Here is a 14223-nt window from a genome sequence, read left to right as displayed (position 1 = left end):
TCAGGCCACGGGGGACGGCGCCGACGGGGCCGCCGCGGGCTCGGCGGGAGCCGGGATGGTGGCCGTGAGGTCCTCGGCCACGGTGCCGGCCGGGGGCGGGGTGACGGCGGCGATGGCCTGGGTCACCACACCGGCGGGCTCCTCGGCGTCGTTCACGTTGGTGTGGTCGATCACCTCGCGGCGCGAGCGGCGCCAGATCGCGAAGCTGGACCCGACCAGGAAGACCGCGACGAGCGTGGTGCCCCAGGCGCCGAAGCCGGTGACCCACTCGGCGAGCGCGCCGACCAGGGCGGCGGCGGGCAGTGTGAGGATCCAGGCGACGACCATACGGGTGGCGGTGGACCAGCGGACCACGCCGCCCTTGCGGCCGAGGCCCGCACCCATCACGGAACCGGAGACCGAGTGCGTGGTGGAGAGGGAGAAGCCGATGTGCGAAGACGCCAGGATGACCGTGGCCGCGCTGGTCTGGGCGGCGAAGCCCTGCTGCGGCTGGAGGTCGGTCAGGCCCTTGCCCATCGTGCGGATGATGCGCCAGCCGCCCAGGTAGGTGCCGAGCGCGATGGCGAGACCGGCGCAGAGGATGACCCAGACCGGCGGGTCGGAGTCGGGAGCGACGGCGCCACCGGCGACCAGGGCCAGGGTGATGATGCCCATCGTCTTCTGCGCGTCGTTGGTGCCGTGGGCCAGCGAGACCAGGCCCGCGGAGGCTATCTGGCCGGCGCGGTACCCCTTCTTGGTGGCCTTGGTGTCGGCGTTGCCACTGAGCTTGTACGACAGCCGGGTGGCGAACATCGCGGCCAGACCGGCGACGATCGGGGCCGCGACGGCGGGGAGGAGCACCTTGCCGACCAGGACGTCCCCGTGCACCGCGCCGGTACCGGCGGAGGCGATGGTGGCGCCGACCAGGCCGCCCATGAGGGCGTGCGAGGAGCTGGACGGGAGACCGACGAGCCACGTCACCAGGTTCCAGAGGATCGCGCCGACGAGGGCGGCGAAGATCACTTCTGGCTGGATGCCGGATTCATCGACGAGGCCTTTGGAGATCGTGTTGGCGACCTCCACCGAGAGGAAGGCGCCGACAAGGTTGAGGGCGGCGGACATGGCCACCGCGACCTTGGGCTTGAGTGCGCCGGTCGAGATGGTGGTGGCCATCGCGTTGGCGGTGTCGTGGAAACCGTTCGTGAAATCGAACACGAGAGCGGTGACGATCACGATTCCGAGGAGGAGCGTGATGTGTTCCATTTACCCAGGCTTCTGTTGGACGTCAGTGGCAGGGGGACCGTAAGCAACCTGGGTGAACGGAAGATGAACTGGGGCGGGCTGCGCGGTGACCCGAACGGCGAATCGCCCCTCCGCTTGTGCTGAAGGGGCGAAGCCGCGGGTCGAACGGATGCGGAATTTCTGGCTCCGGTCCGGGTCGCCACCCCGGGTGAGCCGCTCGAGCTGAGCCCGGGATCCATGGAAGGGATTCTGGTCACCCGGCAGGCTGCCGCCGTTGTCGTACTGTCAGAAGGTCCACACGGACCAGCCGGCGGCAGTCGGCCGGCGTCCGCCGGGTCGTAACGGGTCGGCCACAGGGCGTGATTCGCGGCAAAAGCCCTGCTGGAGCCGGTGCAGGCGTTCCACCAATGCGTTGTGGTGTAAATCACAGGACGTCGATCGGTCTCCCGCCGGACCTCGTCGCTGAAAGCCTTGATCCAGTTCGCGCCCTTTCGGAGGCTCTGCTTCCGTCCTGCAGCGCGTCCGCCCGAGGTGCGCCCACGGGCGCGCCTGGCAGGATCGCGGCATGGCTGAGCGGCACCGGGACGCACGGGACGGGCGGGAGGACCCAGCGATGGCGGACGAGTGCGACGAGCGGGACGAGGCGGCTGCGAGGGACACGGGGGACGCCGTCCGGCGGGCCTGGGACGAGCTCGTCACGACGGCCCGCCGGACCGTGACCGACGGGCTGGTCGTCGGTACGTCGGGCAACGTCTCCGTCCGCGTCGGCGACACCGTCCTGGTCACACCCACGGGCGTGCCCTACGACCGGCTGACGCACGACGACATCGTCGGTGTCGGCCTCGACGGCCGGCAGCTGCTCGGTTCGCTCCGTCCGACGAGCGAACTGCCGATGCACCTCGCCGTCTACCGGGAGACCGACGCCCGGGCCGTCGTCCACACCCACGCCCCCCACGCGACGGCCGTCTCGACCCTCGTCCCCGGTCTCCCGCCGATCCACTACATGACCGGCGCCCTCGGCGGCCCGGTCCGCGTCGCCCCCTACGCGACGTACGGCACGCCGGAGTTGGCCGAGAACATGCTGCGGGCCCTGACCGAGCGCAGCGCCTGCCTCCTCCAGAACCACGGCACCGTCGCCTACGGAGCCTCGCTGGACCAGGCGTACGACCGCACGGCCCAGCTCGAATGGATGTGCCGCGTCTGGCTCCTGGCCTCCTCGGTCCCGGGCCTGACGCCCGCCCTGATCTCACCGGACCGACTCCAGGAGGCGGCCGAGAGCCTGCGGGGGTACGGCCAGAAGGGATAGGGCCGGGAAGGGGCACGGCCGGAAGGGGCACGGGCGGGACGGGCGCGGGCGGGACGGGCGCGGGCGGGAGGTGCCTGGGCGGAAGTGGACAGGACCTGAAGGGGCCAGGACCTGAAGGGGCAGGACCGGGAAGGGGCAGGACCGGAACGCCAGGACCGGGAAGGGGCAGGACCGGAACGCCAGGACCGGGAAGGGGTACGGCCCGAACGAGGTGTGGCCCGGCCGTCGCCGGGCGTCGTGCTCCGGCCGCCGGCACGCCGCGCACGCCGCGCACGCGGGGTCCGATGCACCGCGCCCGTCACCCCTTGTGCCCTTCCCGCTGGCCGATGACGGGATCCGCCGGGAAACTGGTCGAGTGCGCACCCTAAGAGCCACGGCAGCGGCCGTCACCGTAGCCATAGCCGCGGGCGCGGCCTCCGTGGCGGCAGGCCGGTTCGCCAGCGACGCCGCGCTGAAGACGAGGCCCGGCAAGCCGCTGCCCAGCGAACCCCGCCTCACCGTGCACGCCACGACGGCGGGCGGAATCACCCTGACCCGGGCCCTGGCCTCCCGGCGCCCGGGAACCTACGGCCTCTCGGGAGACGGCTCCCACGCGGTCGTCGGCCCCCTCATGAACTCCGTCCCCCACACCGCCGACACCGTCGTCCGCCGGCTGGAAGGCGTCACGCACGGTTCCCTGGAACCCGGCGACAAGGTGTGGCTCACCCCGAACCTGTACGTCGGCGACCCCGGGTCCGCCCTCGGACTCGAACACGCCGACGTCGACGTGCCCGGCGAACTCGGTGCCCTGCCCGCATGGTTCCTGCCCGCCGTCCGCGACACCTGGGTCATCACCGTGCACGGCCTGGGCGCCACCCGGGAACACCCCATGAACGTGATGGGGTTCCTGAACAGCCGGCACTTCCCCGTCCTCGACCTCGCCTACCGCGGAGACCTCGGCGCACCCCGCCCGCCGGACGGGCTGAACCACCTCGGCGAGACCGAGTGGCGCGACCTCGACGCCGCCATCCGGTACGCCGTGCGGTACGGCGCCGAGCGGGTCGTCCTGTACGGCTGGTCCACCGGCGCCACCATGGCGCTGCGCGCCGCCGCCCACTCCGCGCTGCGCGAGCGGATCTCCGGGCTCGTCCTGGACTCGCCGGTCCTCGACTGGGAGACCACCCTGCGCGCCCTCGCGGGCGCCCGCCACACCCCGCGCGTCCTGCTGCCGCTCGCGGTGCGCGCCGCCCAGGGCCGCACCGGGGTACGCGGAGACCGCATCGCGAACGCCGCGCATCCCGACCAGCTCAAGGTGCCGACGCTGCTGGTGCACGGCCCGGACGACACCATCGCCCCCTGGGGACCCTCGCGCCGCCTGGCCGCGAGCCGCCCCGACCTGGTCACCCTGCACACCGTCCCGAACGCCCCGCACGGCGCCATGTGGAACGCCGACCCGGCGAGCTACGAAGAAGCCCTGCGCCGATTCCTCACCCCCCTGATGTAGGCCACCCCCTGAGCGAAGCCGCCTCGCGCCCCCGGCGTGGGCGGGGCGGAGGGCGGGCCGGGGCTCCGCGCGAGACATCCCGGCGGGCGCGAAGGCGCGCTTCCGGTTCGGTCCCGAACAACTCCGCGCGCCCCTTTTCCCCGCGTGTCGAATGCCCCGAGAAGCCCCCGCTCGTGCCACTTCCGCAGCCCGCGACGGCATTCCGTTTGGGTTTTCGGACCGTCAACCGGAAGACTGCACCCGTGACGTCCCGTAACCCGCGCGACTCCAGGCTCCGACTCGTCAGCCCGCGGCCCCTCGCGGCCGCTCCCCGAGCGGTGACCCAGCGCCGCACGCGCCGCCCCGCACCGCGACCGCCGGAGGGCACACCGCCTCCCGCGGAACTCGCGCGCATGGCGCGCACCGGCCTGTCCGACGCGGCCCGGGTCGCGCGCTGGGCCGACGCCGCCCTGCGCCCGGGGCGCGACGGCGCGAACCCCGGCGACAAGGGCGCCCTCTCCGACGCCACCGCGGAACGGGCCGCCGCGGACCTCGGGCTGACCCCCGTTCAGGCCCGCGCCGACTGGGACACCGCCCGCCTCGCCGGCCTCATCGAGGTGCACGGCGACAGCGCCCGCCCGGGCTGGCGGCTGCGCGCCTGGAGCCGCGACGACAGCGCCGTCCTGCGCGGCTGGGTCGCCCTCTTCGACGCCTGGTCCCTCGCGTACCCCGAACCCCTGGACCGCGAGCCCGCGGCCGTCGCCGAGGTCGTCTCCGCGATGCCCCAGGTGCTCTCCTTCCTCCAGCTCTCCGCCGGGCCCGTCCCCGTGGATCAGCTCCTCGACCTCCTCGGGCAGCGCGTCACGGAACTGCGCACCGAGCGCTGCGAAATCCCCTACGGCCCGGACCCCGAGCCCGCCCCGGAGCCCGCCGAGGTCCCGGACGCCCCTCTCGCCCCCCTCCTCGACTGGGCCCTGAACGCCCTCGCCTCGGTCGGCGCGCTGACCTACGGCGCGGGACAGGCCACCCTCACCCCGCTCGGCAGCTGGGCGGTCTGGGTCAAGCTGGAGCAGATCTGCGTCGCCGCGCAGAGCCCCGCCGGGAACATCGAGCAGTCCGCCGAGGACATGCTCCGCGGCTGTGCCCAGCTCCGCCCCAACGCCGCCCGCGCCGAGTACCGCGCCTGGCTCGCCGCCCGTACGGTCGGCAGTGCCGTCACCGAACTCATCGCCGCCGCCCGCGGCGAGGACGCCCTCACCCGGGGCCTCGCGTTCGAGGCGCTGCGCGTGGTCGGCGCCCCCGCCGAGCCCGATGTGCGCGCCGTGGTCGAGGAGACCTCGCTGCGCCCCTACGCCCTGCTGTGGCTCGCCGAACACGACGGCCACGACCCCGAGGACGCCCACGAGGTCCTCACCCGCGCCGAGTCCACCTGGCTGTGGGTCGACACGGCGGCGGCCGTCGCCGACCACGGTGAGGCCCCGCTCCTCGTCCGCCATCTGGAGGCCGCGGTACAGCCCACCGTGCCCGCGCTCCTCGACGAGGTGCGCGCGGTCGGGCACCCGCGCACGGTGCAGGTGCTGGTCGCGCTCGCCGCCGCCCACCCGGACCCGGCACTCGCCAAAGCCGTACGCCGGGCCGCCTTCCAGGTGCACACCGGGGGGAGCTGACCGGGGAACAGGCCGGGGGAAGCCGGCCGGGGGCCGACGCGCGGCCGCCGACCGGCAGGGGCCCGCGCAGCTGCCCGGCGGGCGTCCTACGCGCCTATCTCCGGGGCGTAGGTGCCGAAGCTCCAGATGTTGCCCTCGATGTCACGGGCCATGTAATCCCGCGAGCCGTAGTCCTGGTCGGTCGGGGTCATCAGGATCTCCGCGCCGTGGTCCACGGCCCGCTGGTGGTGTGCGTCGACGTCGTCCACGACGATGTACACCCCGCACGGGCCCGCACTCTTCATCGCCTCGTCGAAGCGGCCGCCGCGGCCTTTGGAGCCGAGCATCACCGCGCCGTTGCCCTGCACCAGCTCGGCGTGCATCACCGAGCCGTCCTCACCCTCGTAGACGGACAGCTCGGTGAAGCCGAAGGCCTCCGTGAGCTGCCTGATCGCCGCCTTCGCGTCCGAGTACAGGAGCGAGGGATAGATGCTCGGGCGCCCGCCGTTCATGCCAGCCATGCCGATCACTCCGTCTCGTCGCACTGCCGGATTCCGATCCGCTGCCCAGTCTGGCACCGGCCACTGACAACGCCCCGGCCACCGGAGTCCGGCCCCGTCGGGGGACCGGGCCGGGTGCCGCGGCACACAGCCCGGCTCCCGCTCACCGGAACGTGTTGCACTGCGCCATGTCGCCGCTGCTGAAGCCCTGGTAGAACCACTGCTGCCGCTGCTGGGCCGACCCGTGCGTCCAGGTCTCCGGGGTCACCCGGCCCTGGTACCTCGCCTGGATCCGGTCGTCGCCGACGGCCGCCGCCGCGTCGAGGCCGTCACGGATGTCGGCGTCCGTCAACGAGGTCAGCAGCGGCTTGCCCGTGGACGAGGCCGCCGTGGTGGTCGCGTGGCGCGCCCACACCCCGGCGTAGCAGTCGGCCTGGAGTTCCACCCGCACCGCGTTGCTGTTCGCGCCGGTCACCCCGTCCTGCGAGCGGGCCAGCGTGCCCATCAGGTCCTGCACGTGATGCCCGTACTCGTGCGCCACCACGTACGCCTGCGCGAACGGTCCGCCGGCGGCGCCGAACCCGGTGCGCAGTTCGTCGAAGAAGCCCAGGTCCAGATAGACCTTGCGGTCGCCGGGACAGTAGAAGGGCCCGACGGCGGAGGACGCGGTGCCGCACGCGGTGCCGACCCGGCCGCTGAAGAACACCGTGGGGGAGCGGGTGTAGGTGCCGGCCCTGCGCGCGAACTCCCGGGTCCAGAAGGCCTGGACGCTGTTGACCACCGCCACGGTGCGGCAGTCCTCCTGGGCGTTCGCGTCCCGCCCCTTCTTGCAGGTCTGCTGCACCTGCGCGAGGGAGGAGGCGGTCGCCACGGGCTGGTCGCCGCCGGAGGAGAGGCCGAGCTGGTCGGGACCCACCCCGAGGAGCAGCCCGATGACCAGAGCGATCAGCCCCGCGAGGCCGCCGCCGATGGTCGCCCTGCCGCCGGGGATTCGACTGCCGCGCACATCCTGCACCTCGGAGGTGTCCAGGTCGGCGTCGTCGTCGAACTGCATGGGCGCACCACTCTCTGCCGTACGTCGCTCCGTGCCGCCATCCTCGTACGCTCCGTGATCGGCGGCCCCGGCCCGGGGTCCGAACGGGCGACGCCCCTGTCCGGCCACCGTGTCCCGGCGTGGCGGTGCGGCAGGGCGCGGTGGTGCCAGGCCGCCGGTCACGCGGCTCCGGGCCGCGTCCGGCAGCCGGACCGGCGAGATCATCCCCGTGGAGGACCGGGCAGGACCGCCCCGGACCGCGCCCCTCGGCGACGTACGGACGGGGCGAGCGTCACAGTGCCGGACGTCCGCACACCGGAAATGTGGTTGCACGGCCCCGTTAGACTTGGCCCATGGCCATTCTCCTCGCGCATTAGACGGCGGGAACGTCCTCAGCCGTCCACCCCGCCAACGACCCTGCCCTGGAGTCTGTCCGTGATTTCCGCCTCCGGTATCGAGCTGCGCGCCGGCGCCCGCATCCTCATCGAGTCCGCCACCTTCCGCATCACGAAGGGTGACCGCATCGGCCTGGTCGGCCGCAACGGCGCGGGCAAGACGACCCTCACCAAGGTCCTCGCGGGTGAAGGCCAGCCCGCCGCGGGCACCGTCGCCCGCTCCGGCGAGGTCGGCTACCTGCCGCAGGACCCGCGCACCGGCGACCTCGACATACTCGCCCGCGACCGCGTCCTGTCGGCCCGCGGCCTGGACGTCCTGATCCGCAAGATGCGCGAGAACGAACAGCGCATCGCCAACGGCTCGGGCGCCACCCGCGAGAAGGCCATGCGGCAGTACGAGCGCCAGGAGACGGAGTTCCTCACCAAGGGCGGATACTCCGCCGAGGCCGAGGCCGCCACCATCGCCGCCGCGCTCAACCTGCCCGACCGGGTGCTCGGCCAGCCCCTGCACACGCTCTCCGGTGGTCAGCGCCGCCGTATCGAGCTGGCCCGCATCCTCTTCTCGGACGCCGACACCCTGCTGCTCGACGAGCCGACGAACCACCTCGACGCCGACTCGATCGTCTGGCTGCGCGACTACCTGAAGACGTACCGCGGCGGCTTCATCGTGATCTCCCACGACGTCGACCTCGTCGAGACGGTTGTCAACAAGGTCTTCTACCTGGACGCCAACCGCGCCCAGATCGACGTCTACAACATGGGCTGGAAGCTCTACCAGCAGCAGCGCGAGGCCGACGAGAAGCGCCGCAAGCGTGAGCGGCAGAACGCCGAGAAGAAGGCCGCCGCGCTGAACTCGCAGGCGGACAAGATGCGGGCCAAGGCCACCAAGACGGTGGCAGCGCAGAACATGGCCAAGCGCGCCGACAAACTGCTGGCCGGTCTCGAGGCGGTCCGCGTCTCGGACAAGGTCGCCAAGCTGCGCTTCCCCGAGCCCGCGTCCTGCGGCAAGACCCCGCTCATGGCGGAGGGACTGTCGAAGTCGTACGGCTCCCTGGAGATCTTCACCGACGTCGACCTGGCCATCGACAAGGGCTCCCGCGTCGTCATCCTCGGCCTGAACGGCGCCGGCAAGACGACCCTCCTGCGCCTGCTCGGCGGCGCCGAGAAGCCCGACACCGGAGAGGTCATCGAGGGCCACGGCCTCAAGCTCGGCTACTACGCGCAGGAGCACGAGACCCTCGACCCCGAGCGCACGGTCCTGGAGAACATGCGCTCCGCCGCCCCCGACCTGGACCTGGTCGAGGTCCGCAAGACGCTCGGTTCGTTCCTGTTCTCCGGAGACGACGTGGACAAGCCGGCGGGCGTGCTCTCCGGCGGTGAGAAGACCCGGCTCGCGCTCGCGACGCTTGTCGTCTCGTCCGCGAACGTCCTGCTGCTCGACGAGCCGACGAACAACCTCGACCCGGCCAGCCGCGAGGAGATCCTCGGCGCGCTGCGCACCTACAAGGGCGCCGTCGTCCTCGTCACCCACGACGAGGGCGCCGTCGAGGCGCTCCAGCCGGAGCGGATCATCCTGCTGCCGGACGGCGTCGAGGACCTGTGGGGCTCCGACTACGCCGACCTGGTGGCCCTCGCCTGACCCGTGCGCGGCCTCCGGGAGAGGGCCGACGCCGCTTGATCGAATGACTGATCCACTGTGTATGGATCATTCGGCCGATCCGTGATCCATCATCTGTGTGAGATCTCCTCGTACCGAGGTGTGTCCTACATCGATTTCACGGCCGAGTCCTTTGTTCCCAAGGGCTCGGCCGTCTTGCGTCGCTGACCAGGCACTTCGCGGAAGAACCCGTTCGGCTGTACGGACGGCACCGGCCGGAACCACAGATTCCACTCGTGGGGACGGACTCCTGTCGTCAAAACCTTGTCTTACGGACCTTGCCGAATGGGTGGCCATGACGCCCGGAAGGGGTGATCATGAGAGTCCAGAGCGCACTTCCCATGAGGAGGACCGGGTGGCCGAGACTCTGAAGAAGGGCAGCCGGGTAACCGGCGCCGCGCGCGACAAGCTCGCGGCAGACCTGAAGAAGAAGTACGACTCCGGTGCGAGCATCCGAGCGCTGGCCGAAGAGACCGGCCGCTCGTATGGCTTTGTGCACCGGATGCTCAGTGAGTCGGGTGTCACGCTCCGAGGGCGTGGCGGAGCGACGCGGGGCAAGAAGGCCGCCTCGGCCTGAGGCCGGGCGTCCCCATCGGCTTCGGTGGTGACCACCCGGTCGGTCGGGTGACCGACCGGGTGGTTACTGTGCAGTCACTTAGGTGCGTTCCTCGTGTCTTCGCGAGGTGCGCGTCTGATCCGACCGCACCCATCGGAGGCGCCCCATGGCTTCGCTCGACAAGGATCTCGAACCGGTACTCGACAAGGACGGCGTACGGCTCACCGTCGACGACGCGATCGCCACGGTGACGCTGACCAATCCGGCCAAGCGCAATGCCCAGAGTCCCGCGCTGTGGCGGGCGTTGACGCAGGCCGGCCGGTCACTGCCGGGCTCCGTCCGGGTGGTTGTCCTGCGTGCCGAGGGCCAGTCCTTCTCCGCTGGGCTCGACCGGAAGGCGTTCACGCCCGAGGGCTTCGACGGGGAACCGTCTTTCATCGACCTCGCGCGCGGCTCCGACGCCGAGCTCGACGCGACCATCGCCGAGTACCAGGAGGCTTTCACCTGGTGGCGGCGAAGCGACATCGTGTCCATCGCCGCTGTGCAGGGGCATGCCATCGGTGCGGGGTTCCAGCTCGCGCTCGCCTGTGACCTGCGCGTCGTCGCGGACGACGTGCAGTTCGCCATGCGCGAGACCAGCCTCGGTCTCGTACCCGACCTCACGGGGACGCACCCGCTGGTGAGCCTGGTGGGCTACGCCCGCGCGCTCGAGATCTGCGCCACGGGCCGCTTCGTGTCGGCCGAGGAGGCCGAGCGCACCGGGCTCGCCAACCTCGCGGTGCCCGCCGGGCACCTCGAGGACGCGGTCCGCGACCTGACCGCCGCGCTGCTGGCCGCGCCGCGGGACGCCGTGATCGAGACGAAGGCCCTGCTGCGCGGCGCGCAGGAGCGGTCCTACGAGGAGCAGCGCGCCGCCGAACGGGCGTCCCAGGCGCGCAGGCTCCGCGACCTCGCCGGTGTGGGGGACTAGACACCTCCTGGACGGGTGCGGGGACGGGACACTCCTAGGCGTGCGCGGGGACTGGACCCTCCTGTGCGCGTGAAGGGAACTGGACACCGCTAGGCGTGGACGTCCCGGCTCACCGCGGTCACCAGTACCGCCACGGACGGGGTGTCTCCGGCGGTCCGCGTGATCGCCGTTCTGACCGCCCGTGCCACGTCCACCGCCCGCTCGTCGGGCGAGACCGCCAGTTCGACGCGGATGTGGCGGCGCGGCAGGGCCGGTTCCGGGGCGGGCGCGGTCCCGATGTGGACCGGTTGGCCCAGGACCTCCGTCAGACGGGTGACGCCCGGGACGGCCAGGGCGACCGCCGCGATCCGGGCCTCCTCGGGGTCCTTCGGCGCGAGTGCCCTCCGTACACCGTCCGCGGGGGCGTCGGTGGGCGCCTCCCCCGCGTCCTCCGCCTCCTCCGCCGGGGCGTCGGACGACTCACCCTCCTCCAGCAGATCCGTCACCTGCAGGTCCACCTCGGCGACGTCGAGACCCAGCCGCTGCGTCGCGGTGGTGGCCAACGTCAGGCGCAGCCGGGCCGCGACGGCCGGGAGGGGTTCGACGCCCGGGGACGTGGGATCCACCGAGGCCCGGAACTCCGCGGTGACGCGCAGCGGGCCGGGCGGCAGCGCACTGGGCGGGGGCGGTACGGCGGGCGTGCCGGTCCGCTCCGGGTCGGCGAGCGCGATCCGGAGCGCGCCGAGGCGTACACCGTCCACAGCCGCCGTCTCGCGCCGCAGCGCCGACTCGGCCGCCTCCTCCGTGATCCACGCGCCGTCGAGCGCGAGGCCCAGCGGCAGGAGTCTGCCGAGGCCGAGCTGATGCCGTACCACTTGCGTCCATCGGTCCGCCGTCATTGCTCCAGCGTGCCCCATCCATGGCGCGCGACCGCGCGACCCGACCTACTGTGAGCAGAGGAGGACGACCGAAAGGGACGTACGGCGATGACCGACATGACCGAGCGGAACCGGACGGACAGCCCCGACACGGAGAAGGAGCACCAGCAGACGCGTAAGCCCGTCAAGCGGGGCGGTGGAGATCCCGCCACGCGGGGACGGACCACGATCGCCGACGGAGTCGTGGAGAAGATCGCCGGGCTCGCCGCCCGTGACGTGCTCGGTGTCCACACCATGGGCAGCGGGCTGAGCCGGACCTTCGGAGCGGTACGAGACCGGGTGCCGGGCGGGTCCACCAAATCCGTGACACGGGGTGTGAAGGCCGAGGTCGGCGAACTGCAGACGGCGCTCGACCTGGAGATCGTCGTCGACTACGGCGTGTCGATCGCCGACGTGGCCCGCGACGTACGCGAGAACGTCGTCGCGGCCGTCGAGCGCATGACCGGTCTCGAAGTGGTGGAAGTCAACATCGCGGTGAGTGATGTGAAGCTTCCCGAGGAAGAAGACGAGGAGCCTGAGTCCCGGCTCCAGTGACCCTCGGGCCACCGGAACGCCCCCGGACACTCCGGCCACCGCACCATGAGTGATCACGCGGCCACCGACTGCTGAGGAGCGCATCATGAGCTTGGCCGTGATCGGCATGATCGCCGGAATGGCGCTGGCCTTCGCCGGATACTTCGGCGGTTTCGGCGCCTTCCTCCTGGTGGCCGCCCTGGGGGCCGTCGGGTTCGTCGTCGGACGGCTCCTGGAGGGGGACCTGGACATCGGCGACTTCTTCCGCGCCCGTGACGACCGGCGGCGGTGACGCGTGCCAGGTCATGTCGACCGGCTCGGTGAGACACGGCCGGGCCTGACGACCGTCGCGGCCCCCGAGCGGGGCGCCACCCGGATCGCCGACCGTGTCGTCGCGAAGATCGCGTCGCAGGCGGCGCGCGAGGCGCTGCCCCCGCCGTCGCCCGACGCCGTGCCGCCGCACGCGACGGTCGTCGTGCGACGGCAGTCGGCCGGCTCCGGCGGACCGGGGGACGCGCCGACGCACAGTGCCCAGGTCCGGGTCAGCCTCGAACTCGGCTACCCCTCCGACATCGGTGCCCAGTGCAGTGCGGTGCGTCGTCATGTCTCCGAGCGGGTAAGGGCGTTGGCGGGAATGGAAGTGCCGGAGGTGGCCGTCCAGGTGGAGCGGCTGCACCTGGCGCACGGGCCCGGCACGGCACAGGGGAGGACGCAATGAGCGAGCCCCAGGGCTCCGAGAGCACCCGGAAGCCACCCGTACTGGAGAAGGCGGACGACGCGGGGGCGCTCGGTCAGTCCGCCTCCGCGGCCGCCTACGAACCGCTGGACACCGCGGACGGGGAGGACGGCCGCAAGGGCCGGTTCTGGTCCGCTCGCCGCGTCCCGGCGGGCGTCCTCGCGTTCCTGCTCCTCGTCGCCACGGGCGCGTTCCTGTACGACGTCGCCGCCGTGCGCGCCGGCAGGTCGGCCCTGCGCTGGCGCACCTGGCTGGCCGAGCAGCTCGCCGAACGGCCGCTCGACGACACCGCGGTCCTCGTCGGTGCCGGAGTCGCCGCCGCGGTGGGACTCTGGCTGATCGTCCTCGCGGCCACACCCGGACTGCGGGACGTGCTGCCGATGCGCCGCACCCACGCCGATGTCCGGGCCGGGCTGTACCGTACGGCCGCCGCGATGGCGCTCCGCGACCGGGCCATGGAGGTCGCCGGCGTGCAGTCGGTCCGCGTGCGCGTGAAGCGCCGCAGGGTCGACGTCCGGGCGGTGTCGCACTTCCGTGAACTCGACGACGTGCGCGCCGACCTCGACACCACGCTCGCCGACGGCATCAAGGGTCTGGGGCTGGCCCGCTCGCCCGCCCTGTCGGTGCGGGTCGCGCGCCCCGGACGGAAGGGGTGAGGTCCGTGCTCCGGATCGTCAACCGCGTACTGATCGGCTTCGTCGGGCTCGTGCTGCTCGCCCTCGGGGGCTCCGTGCTCGCCATCGGACTCGGCGTACGGCCGCCGTCGTGGTGGATCCACGACGGGCGGCACGACGTGCTGCTCAGCGACGCCGAACGGACCCGGTGGCGGGACGAGGGCTGGTGGTGGCCCGCCGTCATCGCGGGGCTCGCGGTGCTCCTGCTGCTCGCCCTGTGGTGGCTGGTCGCCGACGTACGGCGCCGACGGCTGGCGGATGTGCTCGTCGACACCGGCGACGGCGCGGGCGCGCTGCTGCGCGGGCGCGCACTCGAGAGCGTGCTGGCCGCCGAAGCGGCCCGGTTGGGCGGCGTCGACCAGGCGCACGTCCATCTGACCGGCCGGCGCGGTCTGCCCGAGGCACGCGTACGGCTCCTGCTGGAACCGCATGTGGACCCCGGGCACGCGCTGCATCTGCTGACCGCGGAGGCGCTCGCCCACGCGCGGGACTCGGCCGGCCTCGCCGCGCTCCCGGCGGAAGTGCGACTGCGCGGCGTCAAGCACCGCGCCGAACGCGTGAACTGACCGGCTCTCGCGTCCGGGAGGGCTCTCGCCCCGGACCGGCTCTCGCGTCCGGGAGGGCTCTCGCCCCGGAC

The 14223-nt window shown here is 72.6% G+C and carries 15 protein-coding genes and 1 pseudogene; 11 read left to right on the top strand and 5 right to left on the bottom strand.

The annotated features are described in order from the left end of the window. Both ACWD68_RS30075 and ACWD68_RS30070 read right to left on the bottom strand, forming a co-directional pair. Complete coding sequence (locus ACWD68_RS30075; RefSeq protein ID WP_451809603.1) at window positions 1–1242, bottom strand: anion permease; 1242 nt, start codon at window positions 1240–1242, stop codon at window positions 1–3. Between the two features lie 180 nt (window positions 1243–1422). Beyond that, a pseudogene (locus ACWD68_RS30070) lies at window positions 1423–1700 on the bottom strand (GH25 family lysozyme); the annotation flags it as partial. 86 nt (window positions 1701–1786) lie between these two features. Here ACWD68_RS30070 and ACWD68_RS30065 point away from each other — a divergent pair. The 3 genes from ACWD68_RS30065 (at window position 1787) to ACWD68_RS30055 (ending at window position 5656) form a co-directional block, all read left to right on the top strand. Next, a complete protein-coding gene (locus ACWD68_RS30065; RefSeq protein ID WP_451809602.1) occupies window positions 1787–2527 on the top strand; it encodes a class II aldolase/adducin family protein in 741 nt (246 codons plus the stop codon). Window positions 2528–2882: 355 nt separating this feature from the next. Then, complete coding sequence (locus tag ACWD68_RS30060) at window positions 2883–4010, top strand: alpha/beta hydrolase family protein (RefSeq protein ID WP_451809601.1); 1128 nt, start codon at window positions 2883–2885, stop codon at window positions 4008–4010. 242 nt (window positions 4011–4252) lie between these two features. Further along, complete coding sequence (locus ACWD68_RS30055; protein WP_451809600.1) at window positions 4253–5656, top strand: hypothetical protein; 1404 nt, start codon at window positions 4253–4255, stop codon at window positions 5654–5656. An 86-nt stretch (window positions 5657–5742) separates the two neighbouring features. On the opposite strand, the gene ACWD68_RS30050 is transcribed toward ACWD68_RS30055, so the two are convergent. Continuing rightward, window positions 5743–6156, bottom strand: a complete 414-nt coding sequence (locus ACWD68_RS30050; protein WP_451809599.1) for a VOC family protein — start codon at window positions 6154–6156, stop codon at window positions 5743–5745. 142 nt (window positions 6157–6298) lie between these two features. After that, window positions 6299–7189 (bottom strand): KPN_02809 family neutral zinc metallopeptidase, encoded by an 891-nt coding sequence (gene ypfJ / locus ACWD68_RS30045; protein ID WP_451809598.1) that lies wholly within the window; start codon window positions 7187–7189, stop codon window positions 6299–6301. A 414-nt stretch (window positions 7190–7603) separates the two neighbouring features. On the opposite strand from ypfJ, the gene abc-f reads away from it, so the two are divergent. The 3 genes from abc-f (at window position 7604) to ACWD68_RS30030 (ending at window position 10746) form a co-directional block, all read left to right on the top strand. Continuing rightward, on the top strand, window positions 7604–9202 hold the full coding sequence (gene abc-f, locus ACWD68_RS30040; protein ID WP_451809597.1) for a ribosomal protection-like ABC-F family protein: 1599 nt from the start codon (window positions 7604–7606) through the stop codon (window positions 9200–9202). A gap of 373 nt (window positions 9203–9575) precedes the next feature. Next, window positions 9576–9797, top strand: a complete 222-nt coding sequence (locus ACWD68_RS30035; RefSeq protein WP_006123601.1) for a helix-turn-helix domain-containing protein — start codon at window positions 9576–9578, stop codon at window positions 9795–9797. Between the two features lie 145 nt (window positions 9798–9942). After that, a complete protein-coding gene (locus ACWD68_RS30030; protein ID WP_451809596.1) occupies window positions 9943–10746 on the top strand; it encodes an enoyl-CoA hydratase/isomerase family protein in 804 nt (267 codons plus the stop codon). A gap of 89 nt (window positions 10747–10835) precedes the next feature. Here ACWD68_RS30030 and ACWD68_RS30025 read toward each other — a convergent pair whose 3' ends face one another. Beyond that, window positions 10836–11624: a nucleopolyhedrovirus P10 family protein gene (locus ACWD68_RS30025; protein WP_451809595.1), complete on the bottom strand. Its 789-nt coding sequence runs from the start codon at window positions 11622–11624 to the stop codon at window positions 10836–10838. An 87-nt stretch (window positions 11625–11711) separates the two neighbouring features. Between ACWD68_RS30025 and ACWD68_RS30020 the strand changes: the two genes are divergently transcribed. The 5 genes from ACWD68_RS30020 (at window position 11712) to amaP (ending at window position 14152) form a co-directional block, all read left to right on the top strand. Beyond that, window positions 11712–12197 (top strand): Asp23/Gls24 family envelope stress response protein, encoded by a 486-nt coding sequence (locus tag ACWD68_RS30020; protein WP_451809594.1) that lies wholly within the window; start codon window positions 11712–11714, stop codon window positions 12195–12197. 85 nt (window positions 12198–12282) lie between these two features. After that, on the top strand, window positions 12283–12468 hold the full coding sequence (locus ACWD68_RS30015) for a hypothetical protein (protein ID WP_261703263.1): 186 nt from the start codon (window positions 12283–12285) through the stop codon (window positions 12466–12468). Window positions 12469–12471: 3 nt separating this feature from the next. Continuing rightward, window positions 12472–12894, top strand: a complete 423-nt coding sequence (locus tag ACWD68_RS30010; protein WP_451809593.1) for an Asp23/Gls24 family envelope stress response protein — start codon at window positions 12472–12474, stop codon at window positions 12892–12894. After that, window positions 12891–13568 (top strand): DUF6286 domain-containing protein, encoded by a 678-nt coding sequence (locus ACWD68_RS30005; RefSeq protein WP_451809592.1) that lies wholly within the window; start codon window positions 12891–12893, stop codon window positions 13566–13568. The genes ACWD68_RS30010 and ACWD68_RS30005 overlap by 4 nt, the downstream gene beginning before the upstream one ends. Beyond that, on the top strand, window positions 13565–14152 hold the full coding sequence (gene amaP / locus ACWD68_RS30000) for an alkaline shock response membrane anchor protein AmaP (protein WP_451809591.1): 588 nt from the start codon (window positions 13565–13567) through the stop codon (window positions 14150–14152). Before ACWD68_RS30005 ends, amaP begins: the two co-directional genes overlap by 4 nt. The last annotated feature ends 71 nt before the right edge of the window (window positions 14153–14223 follow it).

Source organism: Streptomyces sp. NPDC005141, assembly GCF_053599975.1.
This window is presented reverse-complemented; position numbering and strand designations above follow the sequence as displayed.